This window comes from Prescottella defluvii, assembly GCF_000738775.1.
GTDB classification, from domain to species: Bacteria; Actinomycetota; Actinomycetes; order Mycobacteriales; family Mycobacteriaceae; genus Prescottella; species Prescottella defluvii.
The window spans coordinates 86,244-98,433 of sequence record NZ_JPOC01000045.1; the positions used below are offsets into that span (position 1 = coordinate 86,244).

Annotated in this window: 10 protein-coding genes; 8 read left to right on the top strand and 2 right to left on the bottom strand. The window is 68.1% G+C overall.

Annotation, left to right across the window (positions count from 1 at the left end):
- Positions 1–56 precede the first annotated feature (56 nt).
- A complete protein-coding gene (gene kstR, locus IJ15_RS0116870) occupies positions 57–695 on the bottom strand; it encodes a cholesterol catabolism transcriptional regulator KstR (RefSeq protein WP_031939519.1) in 639 nt (212 codons plus the stop codon).
- A 93-nt stretch (positions 696–788) separates the two neighbouring features.
- On the opposite strand from kstR, the gene IJ15_RS0116875 reads away from it, so the two are divergent.
- The 6 genes from IJ15_RS0116875 to IJ15_RS0116900 all read left to right on the top strand — a co-directional run bounded on the left by IJ15_RS0116875 (position 789) and on the right by IJ15_RS0116900 (position 8,060).
- Positions 789–2,990: an acyl-CoA dehydrogenase gene (locus tag IJ15_RS0116875; protein WP_031939520.1), complete on the top strand. Its 2,202-nt coding sequence runs from the start codon at positions 789–791 to the stop codon at positions 2,988–2,990.
- A 276-nt stretch (positions 2,991–3,266) separates the two neighbouring features.
- Entirely contained in the window at positions 3,267–4,340 is a 1,074-nt protein-coding gene (locus IJ15_RS0116880; protein ID WP_031939521.1) for an acyl-CoA dehydrogenase family protein, read from the top strand.
- A complete protein-coding gene (locus IJ15_RS0116885) occupies positions 4,325–5,473 on the top strand; it encodes an acyl-CoA dehydrogenase family protein (RefSeq protein WP_031939522.1) in 1,149 nt (382 codons plus the stop codon). Before IJ15_RS0116880 ends, IJ15_RS0116885 begins: the two co-directional genes overlap by 16 nt.
- Positions 5,470–6,471, top strand: coding sequence for a bifunctional MaoC family dehydratase N-terminal/OB-fold nucleic acid binding domain-containing protein (locus tag IJ15_RS0116890; protein WP_031939523.1), 1,002 nt, complete (start codon positions 5,470–5,472; stop codon positions 6,469–6,471). The genes IJ15_RS0116885 and IJ15_RS0116890 overlap by 4 nt, the downstream gene beginning before the upstream one ends.
- Positions 6,472–6,894, top strand: a complete 423-nt coding sequence (locus IJ15_RS0116895; RefSeq protein ID WP_031939524.1) for a MaoC family dehydratase — start codon at positions 6,472–6,474, stop codon at positions 6,892–6,894.
- Positions 6,891–8,060: a lipid-transfer protein gene (locus tag IJ15_RS0116900; RefSeq protein ID WP_031939525.1), complete on the top strand. Its 1,170-nt coding sequence runs from the start codon at positions 6,891–6,893 to the stop codon at positions 8,058–8,060. The genes IJ15_RS0116895 and IJ15_RS0116900 overlap by 4 nt, the downstream gene beginning before the upstream one ends.
- A gap of 85 nt (positions 8,061–8,145) precedes the next feature.
- Here the strand turns inward: IJ15_RS0116900 and IJ15_RS0116905 are convergent, their stop codons facing one another.
- A complete protein-coding gene (locus IJ15_RS0116905; RefSeq protein WP_051919045.1) occupies positions 8,146–9,048 on the bottom strand; it encodes a TauD/TfdA dioxygenase family protein in 903 nt (300 codons plus the stop codon).
- Positions 9,049–9,611: 563 nt separating this feature from the next.
- Between IJ15_RS0116905 and IJ15_RS0116910 the strand changes: the two genes are divergently transcribed.
- Both IJ15_RS0116910 and IJ15_RS0116915 read left to right on the top strand, forming a co-directional pair.
- The gene (locus IJ15_RS0116910) at positions 9,612–10,262 is read left to right on the top strand and encodes a TetR/AcrR family transcriptional regulator (protein ID WP_031939527.1); all 651 of its coding nucleotides are present in this window, start codon (positions 9,612–9,614) and stop codon (positions 10,260–10,262) included.
- Positions 10,263–10,478: 216 nt separating this feature from the next.
- Complete coding sequence (locus tag IJ15_RS0116915) at positions 10,479–12,092, top strand: ABC transporter substrate-binding protein (RefSeq protein ID WP_031939528.1); 1,614 nt, start codon at positions 10,479–10,481, stop codon at positions 12,090–12,092.
- Positions 12,093–12,190 lie beyond the last annotated feature (98 nt).

A 12,190-nucleotide genomic window follows, 5' to 3' on the forward strand; every position in this document is an offset into this window, starting at 1 on the left:
AGCGATTGCGGGCGCGCTGGCGCGTTCCCCCTGAAGTGCGGACAGTCGCACTTCGATCACACCGGTGTCCGGGACCCGTCTCCGAGGAGCAGTTCGACGGTCAGTTCCAGGCGCTTCGCGACGTCGGTGGCCGACGAGCGGCGGGTGAGCCAGGCCACCAGATTCGACAGCCACACGTCGCTGATGACGCGGGCGATGGTCAGTTCGTCCTCGGTGGGTTCGCCGTCGGTCATGGCCCGGGCGAACAGGGTGTCCATGAGCTTGCCGACCTGGTCCACCTCGGCCGCGGCCGACGCGTCGGCGAACATGAAGGCCCGGGTCATCGCCTCGGTGAGGAGGGGATCGCGTTGCATCGCCTTGGTGATCTGGCCGAGGATGAGCTGCATCCGCTCGAGCGGGCTGTGCCCCGGGGGGATCTTGCCCTTGGACTCGATCCGCTCGAACTCGCGCGCGAGGGCCGACACCAGCAGGTGCACCTTCGACGGGAAGTATCGGTAGAGGGTGCCCACCGCGACGTCGGCACGTTCGGCGACGGCACGCATCTGCACGGCCTCGTAGCCGCCCTTGGACGCGAGTGCGAGAGTTGCGTCGAGGATCCTCTTGCGGCGTTCGCGCTGAGCGTTGGAGCTGAGGTCGTCATCGCTGAGGGTCGAGACCGTTCCCCCAGTGGAACGGGATCGGGATGAGGTGGTCATCGACAGTTTCCTTCTCGCCTTGACTCTTGACGGGCGAGCATATTAGAACACGTTCTAGATGAAAATGTCATCCATGAGAGGCGGGTAGACGTTGTGACAATCGCCACCACCGACGAGCAGAGGGCCGTCCAGGAGTCGATTCAGGCGTGGGCCCGCTCCGCGGCCCCACTGACCATTTTACGTGAAGGACCTGCGGATTCCTGGCGCCGTACGTGGCCCTCGGTGGCATCGCTGGGGCTGTTCGCGGTGGGTGTTCCGGAGTCGGTCGGCGGGGTCGGCGGACAGGTGGTCGACCTGGCCGCGATGCTGGAACAGGCGGCCGCCGAACTGGTGGGCGGACCCGTTCTGTCGACCGCGCTCGCGGGTCTGGTCCTCGGCCGCGCCGACGGCGCCGTGGCGAAGCAGTGGGCCGCGCAGATCGCGGAGGGTGAGTTGCCGTGTTCCGTCGTGATCGACGGTCCCGCCGTCGCCGCGGTTCCGGACGCCGACGGCGGCCTGGTCCTCACCGGGGACGCCGGCAACGCGCTGGGCGGCGAACCGGGCGTCGCGGTGCTCGTGTCGGCGCGGGTGGACGACTCCGCCGACGGCGCCGTGTGGTGCCTCGTCGACGGCGAGGCGGCGGGGTTGACCGTCGAACCCCTCGACATCCTCGACAAGAGCCGTGGCACCGCCCGGGTCCGCTGCGAGGGCGTGGCCGTCTCGGCCGACCGCATCGTCACCGGGGTTGCACCGGGTCTGGTGCGCGACCTCGCCGCGACTCTCGCGGCCGCGGAGGCGGCCGGTGTCGCGGGCTGGAGCCTGCGGACCGCGGTGGACTACGCGAAGATTCGCGAACAGTTCGGGAAGCCGATCGGCTCCTTCCAGGCGATCAAGCACCTGTGCGCCGAGATGCTGTGCCGGGTCGAGCAGGCGCGCGCAGTCGCGTGGGATTCGGCTGTCGCCGCCGAGGAGGCGCTGCCGGACCCCGACACGGGTGCCGCCGGCGTCTCGGAGCTGCCGATCGCGGCGGCGGTCGCGGCGTCGGTCGCGCTCGACGCGGCGGTGCAGACGGCCAAGGATTGCATCCAGATCCTCGGCGGCATCGGGTTCACGTGGGAGCACGACGCGCACTTCTACCTGCGGCGGGCGGTCTCGCTCAAGCAGGTTCTCGGCGGCAGCAACGTGTGGCGCGCGCGGGTGACCGACCTGACGCGTGCGGGTGCGCGCCGGCACCTCGCGATCGACCTGTCCGAGCTCGATCCGGCGGCGGAGTCGGGGCGGGCCGCCGTTCGCGACGAGTTGTCCGCGTTGGCCGCCGTGCCGGAGTCGGAGCGTCGCGTGGCGCTCGCGGAGTCCGGTTACGCGGCGCCGCACTGGCCGCGTCCGTACGGCCGCGGTGCGTCGGCGGCCCAGCAGATCCTCATCGGCGAGGAGATGGCGGCGGCCGGAATCGACCGCCCCGACCTCGTGATCGGCTGGTGGGCGGTGCCGACGGTGCTCGAACACGGCAGTGCCGAGCAGATCGAGCGGTTCGCCCTCCCGACGCTGCGTGGGGAGATCACGTGGTGCCAGCTGTTCAGCGAGCCCGGTGCGGGATCGGACCTGGCCGCGCTGCGCACGACGGCGGAGAAGGTCGACGGCGGCTGGAAGCTCAACGGCCAGAAGGTGTGGACGTCGCTGGCCCGCGAGGCCGACTGGGCGATCTGCCTGGCTCGCACCGACAAGGATGCGCCCAAGCACAAGGGCATCACGTACTTCCTCCTCGACATGCGGACCGCCGGGATCAACATCTCGCCGCTGCGGGAGATCACCGGTGACGAGCTGTTCAACGAGGTGTTCCTCGACGACGTCTTCGTCCCGGACGAGTGCGTCGTGGGACAGGTGAACGGCGGCTGGAAGCTGGCCCGCACGACGCTCGCGAACGAGCGGGTCGCGATGAGCGGCGGGTCGTCGCTGGGCAAGGCCGTCGAGGAACTGCTCGAGCTGGCCGGCGACCCGGACCCGGTGACCGCCGACCACCTGGGTGCGTTGATCGCCGAGGCGCTCGTCGGGTCCCTGCTCGAGCTGCGCACCACGCTGCGTCAGCTCGACGGTCAGGATCCGGGACCCGCGTCGAGCGTCCGGAAGCTCGTCGGTGTCCGCAACCGCCAGGCGGTCGCGGAGTTCGCCGTCGAACTGGCCGGTGAGGCCGGGTGGGTCGAGGGCCCGCTCACGCGTGAGTTCCTCAACACGCGGTGCCTGTCGATCGCGGGCGGGACGACGCAGATCCTGCTCACCGTGGCCGCCGAACGCCTGCTGGGGCTGCCGCGCGACTGACCCGGACGGACCCGGACGGATCTGGATCGCCCGCCCGCGCACATCATGTGCGCGGGCGGGCGATCTCGTCTTTGCGGACCCGCGTCAGGCGCACCCGCGAGTGTTACGTCGGTCACTTCGGCCCGTACGGTGCGCCGGTCGCTCCGAACCACGGATGTCGCGATGATCGGGCGCGCACCACAAGGTGAACGTGTTCTCGATCTTCCGGGACTTTCTTCGTTATCCTGCAGGTGGTACAACAGGAACACGTTCTAAATCGTAGGCGGGATCGGCAACGTGGATTTCTCTCTGGATCAGACTCAAGAAACGGTGGCGGAGATCGTCGTGGGCCTGTTGGCCCGCGAGCACACCGATCCCGCCGACACCGGCGGCTTCAGCCCCGAGCTGTGGCAGGCGCTCGCGAAGGCGGACCTGCTCTCGCTCGCGGTGCCCGAGCGGCTCGGCGGCGACGGCCTCGGCGTGCTCGAGGTGGCGACGATGCTCACCGAGATCGGGCGCGGAGCGGCGCCGGTCCCGGCGCTCGCGACCCTCGGCTTCGGCGTGCTCCCGGTGCTCGCGCTCGGCTCGATCGAGCAGCAGGACGCGCTGCTCGACGGCATCGCGGGTGGGCGGGTGCTCACCGCGGCGCTCGCCGAGCAGGGTGCCGCGTTCCCGGCGGTGCCGTCGACGACGGCCGTCGTGGACGGCGACGACGTCGTGGTGACCGGGCACAAGATCTCGGTGCCGTTCGCGGACATCGCACACCGCATCCTGGTGCCCACCGACGCCGGTGTGGTGCCGGTGGCGCCGGATGCGCCCGGTGTCACGCTCGCCAAGAGCGCGACGTCGTCCGGGGGACCGGAGTTCTCGGTCCGGCTCGACGCGGTGCGCGTCCCGGCCGCCGATGTGCTCGGTGACGGTCTCGGCGGCGTCGCGACGCTCAACCGGATCGCGCTCGCGAGCATCGGTGCGTTCGCCGACGGGCTCCTCGCCGGTGCCACCGGGCTGGCGGCCGATCACCTCACCACGCGTGAGCAGTTCGGCAAGCCGCTCGCGGCGTTCCAGGCGGTGGCCCAGCAGATCGCGGACGTCTACGTCACGTCCCGGACGCTGCACGTCGCGGCACTGTCCTCCGCATGGCGGGTGGCCGAAGGTCTCGATGCGGCAGACGATCTCGACGTCACGGCGTACTGGATCGCGACGGAGGTGCCGTCCGCGATGCGCACGCTGCACCACCTGCACGGCGGGCTCGGCGTGGATGTCACGTACCCCATGCACCGCTACTTCTCGATTGCCAAGGATCTGGCCCGTCTCGTGGGCGGCGCCTCGTACCGACTCGACCTCGTGGGGGCCCGGTGTTCATCGATCTGACACCCGAACAGCGTGAGCTGCAGGCGGAACTGCGCCGCTACTTCTCCGGACTGATCTCGCCCGCCGAGGCCGAGATCATGCTCACCGAACGCCACGGTCCGACCTACCGTGAGGTGATCCGTCGGATGGGCAAGGACGGCTGGCTCGGCGTCGGCTGGCCGGTGGAGTTCGGTGGCCGCGGCTTCGGTGAGATCGAGCAGCAGATCTTCGTCAACGAGGCTGTGCGAGCGGATGTTCCGTTGCCGTCGGTCACATTGCAGACCGTCGGCCCGACGTTGATGACGTACGGCACCGAGGAGCAGAAGCGCAAGTTCCTGCCCGCGATCCTCGCCGGCGAGGTGCACTTCGCGATCGGCTACTCCGAGCCCGACGCCGGCACCGACCTCGCGGCCCTGCGCACCACCGCCGTCCGTGACGGCGACGAGTATGTCGTCAACGGACAGAAGATCTTCACCACCGGTGGGCACGACGCCGACTACATCTGGCTCGCGGTCCGCACCGGTGACGCGGAGTCGCGGCACCGCGGCATCTCGATCCTCATCGTGGACACCGAGGATCCCGGGTTCACGTGGACGCCGATCATCACCGCCGACGGCGCGCACCACGTCAACGCCACGTACTACTCGGACGTCCGGGTGCCGGCGAGCATGCTGGTCGGCGAGGAGAACAAGGGCTGGCGGCTCATCACGACACAGCTCAACCACGAGCGCGTCATGCTCGGACCGGCTGGCCGCGTCGCCGGGCTGTACGAGAAGGTGTACGAGTGGGCCGCGAAGCGGGATCTGTTGGCGCTGCCGGACGTCCGGCGCGGGCTCGGCGAGATCCACGCCACCTACCGCCTCAACGAACTGCTCAACTGGCAGGTCGCGGCGGCCACCGGTGACGTCGACATCGCGGACGCGTCGGCCACCAAGGTCTTTGCGACCGAGCGTATTCAGCGGGTGGGCCGGATCGCGGACGAGATCGTCGGCGCGCACGGCGACCCGGGCGATCCCGAGACCGCGGCACTCATGCGGTGGCTCGACGTCCAGGTGAAGCGCAACGTCGTCATCACCTTCGGCGGTGGCGTCAACGAGGTCATGCGCGAGCTCATCGCGGTGGCCGGGCTGGGACTTCCGAAGGTGCCGCGATGACCGAAAACGATACGACCGCACAGATTCTGGCGGCCGCCGAGCAGGTCAAGTCCGGCGGGGCGAGCAAGCCGCGCGCCGGCCGGGACCCGATCAACATGCCGATGGTCCGCAACTGGCTCGAGGCGATCGGCGACGAGAACCCGATCTACGTGGACGAGGATGCGGCCGTCGCGGCCGGTCACGGCGGCCTCGTCGCGCCGCCCGCGATGGCACAGGTGTGGACCATGCGCGGTCTCGGCGCCGTCCGCGAGGAGGACGATCCGCTGGGCCGGATGACGCAGATCCTCGACGACGCCGGCTACACGTCGGTGGTCGCCACCAACTGTGACCAGATCTACCACCGCTACCTGCGTCCCGGCGAGGAGGTGACGATCGAGTCGACTCTCGAGGAGATCGTCGGCCCCAAGAAGACGGGACTCGGCGAGGGCTGGTTCTTCACCACGCGCAACCTCTGGAAGGTCGGTGACGAGATCGTCGCCGAGATGATGTTCCGCATCCTGAAGTTCATGCCGCCTGCCGAGCAGGAGGCCGCTGTCGAAACCGGCTCGGTCCCCGAGGATCTCGATCCGACACGGATGATGCGGCCGACGCCGTCGCGGGACACGCAGTTCTTCTGGGACGGTGTGGCCGCGCACGAGTTGCGGATCCAGCAGCGCCCGGACGGGGCGCTGCAGCATCCTCCGGTGCCGGTGCTGTGGAAGGACAAGACCGAGACCACCGACTACGTCGTCGCGTCCGGTCGGGGCACCGTCTTCAGCTTCGTCGTCCACCACGCACCCAAGGTGCCGGGCCGGTCGCTGCCGTTCGTGGTGGCGCTCGTCGAACTCGAGGAGGGCGTGCGCATGCTCGGCGAGCTGCGCGACGTCGACCCGTCCGAGGTCGCCGTCGGAATGCCGGTCCAGGTCCAGTTCCTGGACTTCCCGGGCGACCCCGATGCTTCGGAGACCGGTAACGAGCCCTGGACGCTGTACGCGTGGCGTCCGGTGAAGGAGTCGTAGATGACCAGCGCACTCGACATCTCCGTCGGCGACCAGCTGCCGGGCCTCTCCATCCACGGGGATCCCACGTTCATCGTCTCGACGGCGTTGGCCACCAGGGACTTCCAGGACGTGCACCACGACCGGGACAAGGCGCAGCAGCGCGGGTCCAAGGACATCTTCGTCAACATTCTCACCGACACCGGGTTGGTGCAGCGGTTCGTCACGGACTGGGCGGGCCCGCGGGCGCGGATCACGTCGATCAAGCTGCGACTCGGGGTGCCGTGGTACGCGTACGACACGCTGAACCTCTCCGGTGAGGTCGTCGCGGCCGACGACGGTCTGGTCACGGTCAAGGTGGTCGGCAAGGACAGTCTGGGGGACCACATCACCTCCACGGTCACTCTCGCCATGAACGGCGACTCGGATGGAGGGCGAGCATGAGCGGGCTGTCCGGCAAGGCCGCGATCGTCGGCATCGGCGCCACCGACTTCTCGAAGGACTCGGGGCGTAGCGAACTGCGCCTGGCCGCGGAGGCGGTCCAGGCTGCGCTCGACGACGCGGGACTGAAGCCGTCCGACGTGGACGGTCTGACGTCGTTCACGATGGACACCAACACCGAAGCGGCCGTTGCTCGTTCGGTCGGTATCCCGAACCTGAAGTTCTTCAGCCGCATCCACTACGGCGGCGGCGCGGCGTGCGCCACCATCCAGCAGGCCGCGATGGCGGTCGCCACCGGAGTTGCCGACGTCGTGGTGGCGTACCGCGCGTTCAACGAGCGCTCGGGTGCCCGGTTCGGTCAGGTCAACACCGGGCTGGTGCAGCAGGTCAACTCGTCGGGCACCGACAACGCGTTCTCGTATCCGCACGGGCTGGGTACGCCGGCTTCGTTCGTCGCGATGGTCGCGCAGCGGTACATGCACGTGTACGGCGCCACGAGTGAGGATTTCGGCCGTGTCGCGGTTGCCGATCGCAAGCATGCGGCGGTGAACCCCGCCGCCTTCTTCTACGGCAAGCCGATCACGCTCGAGGATCACCAGAACTCGCGGTTCATCGCCGAACCGCTGCACCTGCTGGACTGCTGCCAGGAGACTGACGGTGGCATCGCGATCGTCGTGACATCGCCGGAGCGGGCGAAGGACCTGCCGAACAAGCCGGCGATCATCGCGGCCGCGGCGCAGGGGAGCGGGCCGGATCAGTACATCATGACCAGCTACTACCGTGACGGCCTGACGGGTCTGCCCGAGATGGGCATCGTCGGTGATCAGCTGTGGGAGCAGTCGGGGTTGCGGCCGTCGGACATGCAGACCGCGGTGCTCTACGACCACTTCACGCCGTACGTGCTGATGCAGCTCGAGGAACTCGGCTTCTGCGGCCGCGGCGAGGCCCGCGACTTCATCGCCGACGGCGCCATCGAACTGGGCGGACGCCTGCCGATCAACACGCACGGCGGCCAGCTCGGTGAGGCCTACATCCACGGCATGAACGGCATCGCCGAGGGCGTCCGTCAGATCCGCGGCACGTCGGTCAACCAGGTTCCGGACGTCGAGAACGTCCTCGTCACCGCCGGAACCGGTGTTCCCACTTCGGGACTGGTGCTCTCCGCGTAGCCCGCTCCGGCACCCGGTAGCGGTGGGGCGGCTCGTCTGCGAGGAATCATGCCTCGCCGACGGCCGCCCCGTCTGCGGTCCGGAGCTACGCGGACAGCGGTGCACCGTCGGGTGTACGAACCGCGGCGAGGTGCTCATCCCGCTCGAAGTACGGCCGATCGCCGTCGACCTCGATCCGTCGCACTACCCGGTGTTGCGGAAAGTGGTCGGCGGCGGCGCGGTGCATCGTCGAGCGCTCGTCCCAGATGGCGAGGTCGCCCGCGGTCCAGCGCCACCGGATCTGGAAGCGCTCGTCGGTGACGTGATGCCGCAGGAAGCCCAGCAGTGCATCGCTCTCGTCGCGGCGCATCCCCTTGATGCGGTCCATCGAGGGACCGCCGATGAACAGGATCCGGCGACCGTTCTCGGGGTGCGTACGTACCAGGGGGTGCGTGACGATTCGCGGATACGTGTCCTTCAGTCGGTCGGCCATCGCGCGTGCTTCGGGACGTCCGCCGCCTCGTTCGAGGATCGATTCGACCATGCTGTCCGAGGTGTGCTCGACCTCGAGTCCCGCCAGCATCTCCTGCATGATCGGTGAGAGTGCGTCGTAGGCCGCGGTCATCGAGGCCCACAGTGTGTCACCGCCGGCAGCGGGAATGAGTTCGCCGCTCAACAGCGCGTACCTCGGCGGCGTCGAGATCCAGGTGACGTCGGTATGCCACATCTCGGCTGTCGGTGGACTGTCTGGTCCGTCGGTGATGACCTGCATGCTGGGTGCGGTGGCGCCCGCGAGACGCGCCAGCGGGAAGACGCTGGGTGTGCCGAAGCGGTGAGCGACGGCGAGATGTTCCTCGGCGTCCAACCGCGCACCGCGCAGGAAGATCACCTGGTGTTCGTGCAGTGCGTCGCGCACGGCGTCGAACTCCGTGGCGTCGCAGGTGCGTAGGTCGACTCCACGCACCTCCGCCCCGATCGAGTTGGTGATGGGCAGTACCTCGATGGTCATTCGAACTCCTCTTCGCGATCGATCGGCTTTCTAAGCTAACCGGATCAGTATGTGGGTGGGTGGACATCCGCGTCGAGCGTTCCCCAGATGGTCGCGTGAGGACCGGCGCGCTCGGGCTTGGCCTGACTGTTGCACGTCAATCACTGCAAGGGAAGGGGTTTCGAGAGTTCTTGACCGGTTCTGGATGTGGCGGCCGAGCGATACCCTCGCATCTCATACTCTGGGAAGTTGTTTACCTTTTCATCCAGGGGGATTACTGTGCGTGATCAGCGTCACCATGTTCTGCTGTGGCCGGTGAGCCGGTGAGGCCTTGTCGGGGCTCACGGGTTCCTCCGTGTGGGCACAGCCGCGGACGTATGTGACGTCACGAAACATCTTCCGGTCCGTCTCGGGCGGACCGGTTCCGAGACTCGAGGAGGCCGCCGATGACGGCAATGTGCCCTGTTGCAGCTTCGACTCCGCCGATCGTTGCCGTGTTCGCATCGCCGCGGAAGTCCGCGCGGTCGGGCGGGCGTTCCGAACCGGCGCTGTCGGTTGCGCGCCGAGAACCCTAGGATTCGTCCATGGCACGCGACGGGGCAGCAACACGAGAACGGTTGATCAATGCTGCCGAGCAGGTGTTCGCAGCGCAGGGCGTCGAGCAGGCCAACCTGCGGGAGATCAACCGGGTTGCCGGCCAATCCAACAACTCGGCGCTGCACTATCACTTCGGATCTCGGGAAGCGTTGCTCACGGCGGTGCTCGCGAAGTATCGGGTGGAGACCGACACCCGGCGACGTGAACTCGTTTCGGCGCTGGACGGCAAGGTGCCCTCGATCGCGGATCTGTTGGTGGTCTCGATGTGGCCCTTGGCGTTTCAGCTCGAGAGCGAGAGCGGACGGAACGTACTGCGCATCCTGTTCCGCATTCGGCACCGCAGTGAGGTCCGCACACACCCCACCCTCAACGCGGACAGCACCGATGACCTCCAGTGGGCGTACGCACAACTCCAGGCGCGGCTGCGGCACCTCCCGGAAGCGCTGAGCAACGAGCGGCTGGGGGTGTGGATCGACATGGCTCTCGCCGCGCTTGCCAGTCGTGCCGAGCATCTCGAACGTGGCGTGGAGCCGGTGATCGACAACAACGCCTTCATGAACAACCTCGTCGACATGGGTGTCGCTGCCCTGACCGCCCCGAGCAGTCTCGTCACGCCGCCCAGGCCCGATCGACTCTGACCGGAGCGGAAGCTACCGGTAGTTCCCCCTCCACAGCCGGAACGGGCTGACCCTTCGGTCGCACCGCCGGTTGAGTATCGGCGCGCGCACTCGGACGCGTCGTCCATGCCGGCCGTGGTCGTCGGCCCGGATCCGGCTGTCTCCTCTCATCTTTATTCCCCGCACATGCAGGCATGTCAGTACAGCTGACTCGACTTACACGCTGGAGGTTCTTTCATGAGCAAGCACTCGAGAAGGGTGGGCCGGATGCTGGCGACAGCCGCGGCCGGTGCCATCGCACTCACCGGTTGCGCCGCCACCGACACCGACACCGGCGACGGCAGCCAGGACGCCTCGTCCAGTGCGACGATCCGGCAGGGCATCCTGGGCGGCCAGGGGGACGGCGGCACTCCGGTGCCGGGCGGCACGTTGCGGTTCGCGTCGTACGCGCCGGTGTCGAGCCTCGACCCGACGAAGACGCAGACTGCCGGCGCCACGGGCGGTTCCGAGATGGCCGCGGTGTACGACGTGCTGATGCGCTACGACGTCGAGTCGCAGGGCTTCGTGCCGCAGCTCGCGGAGTCGTTCGAGGAGAGTGCCGACCACCTGACGTGGACGCTGAAGCTGCGCGACAACGTGACGTTCAGCGACGGCACCCCGCTGGATGCGGACGCGGTCGTCGCGAGCATCGACCGCTACAACCAGAGCCGCGGCGCCAACTCGCAGGTGTACACCCAGATGGTCGCCAACACCGAGGCCAGGGACTCGTCGACCGTCGTCTTCACGCTGAAGCAGCCGTGGCGCACGTTCCCGGCGATGCTCGCGTACGGACACGGAATGGTTGTCGCGCCGTCCTCGCAGCAGGGTGACAAGTTCACCCCGATCGGTGCCGGTCCGTTCACCGTCGAGAGCCTCCAGGCGCAGCAGGAACTCACCCTGAAGGCCCGTCCGGACTACTGGGGTGGCGCGCCGAACCTCGACGGCCTGAAGTTCGTCGCGATCGGTGCCGAGCAGCCCAAGATCGACGCGCTCAAGACCGACGGCGTCGACATGATCTACCTTCGCAACGCCCAGACCGTCAACACGGCCAAGGACCAGTTCCCGGGCTACATCGAAACTCTGAGCATGTCGCAGGTAGGCCAGCTCAACAACGCACCGGGCCGGCCCGCCGCGGATCCGCTCGTCCGCCAGGCGATCGCGTACGCGATCGACACGGAGGTCCTCAATCAGCGAGCCCGTGGTGGCGAGGGCATGCCCGGCACGGACATGTTCCAGCCGTGGTCGATGTGGCACGGCGAGACCGGTGGCATCACGCCGGATGCCGCGAAGGCCGAGGAACTGCTGGAGCAGGCGAAGGCCGGCGGCTTCGACGGCAAGCTCACCTACGTCGCGATCAACGAGCCCGACGCGCAGCAACTGGCACTTGCGGTCCAGGCCCAGATGAACGCCGTCGGCTTCGACGTCACGATCGCGAACGTCAGCAGCGCCACCGACATGGTCAAGAGGCTCTACGTCGACCGCGACTTCGACATGGGCACAGGCGGATACGGCGTCAGTGACAGTACGCCCGAGATCCGCTTGTTCAGCGCGCTGTCGAGCACGTCGACGAACAACGTCCTGGGCTACAAGAGTCCGAAGATGGACGAGCTGCTCGGCAATGTGTTCTCTGCTCCGGACGAGGCCGCCAAGCGTGACGCACTCGGCCAGGTGCAGCAACTGGTGAGTGCTGATCAGCCCTTCCTGGCGTGGAGTGCCGGCGCCAACTACGTCGCGTGGTCCGACGACGTGTACGGCGCGACCCCCACGGTCGACAGCATCATCCTGTTCGACAAGGCATTCAAGAAGAACTGATCCGAGGCGCCTCCGGCGCCCGTGTGCCCTTCCGGTAGCGGCGCTACCGGAAGGGCACACGGGCGCGAAGTGCCTAGTTGTACCTGGCCATCAGGTTG

Bases quoted from the DNA above. Each gene is read 5' to 3' on its own strand.
- IJ15_RS0116905 (WP_051919045.1), bottom strand. From the start codon at position 9,048: ATGACCATCGAGGTACTGCCCATCACCAACTCGATCGGGGCGGAGGTG.
- IJ15_RS0116900 (WP_031939525.1), top strand. From the start codon at position 6,891: ATGAGCGGGCTGTCCGGCAAGGCCGCGATCGTCGGCATCGGCGCCACC.
- IJ15_RS0116915 (WP_031939528.1), top strand. From the start codon at position 10,479: ATGAGCAAGCACTCGAGAAGGGTGGGCCGGATGCTGGCGACAGCCGCG.
- kstR (WP_031939519.1), bottom strand. From the start codon at position 695: ATGACCACCTCATCCCGATCCCGTTCCACTGGGGGAACGGTCTCGACC.
- IJ15_RS0116890 (WP_031939523.1), top strand. From the start codon at position 5,470: ATGACCGAAAACGATACGACCGCACAGATTCTGGCGGCCGCCGAGCAG.
- IJ15_RS0116910 (WP_031939527.1), top strand. From the start codon at position 9,612: ATGGCACGCGACGGGGCAGCAACACGAGAACGGTTGATCAATGCTGCC.
- IJ15_RS0116895 (WP_031939524.1), top strand. From the start codon at position 6,472: ATGACCAGCGCACTCGACATCTCCGTCGGCGACCAGCTGCCGGGCCTC.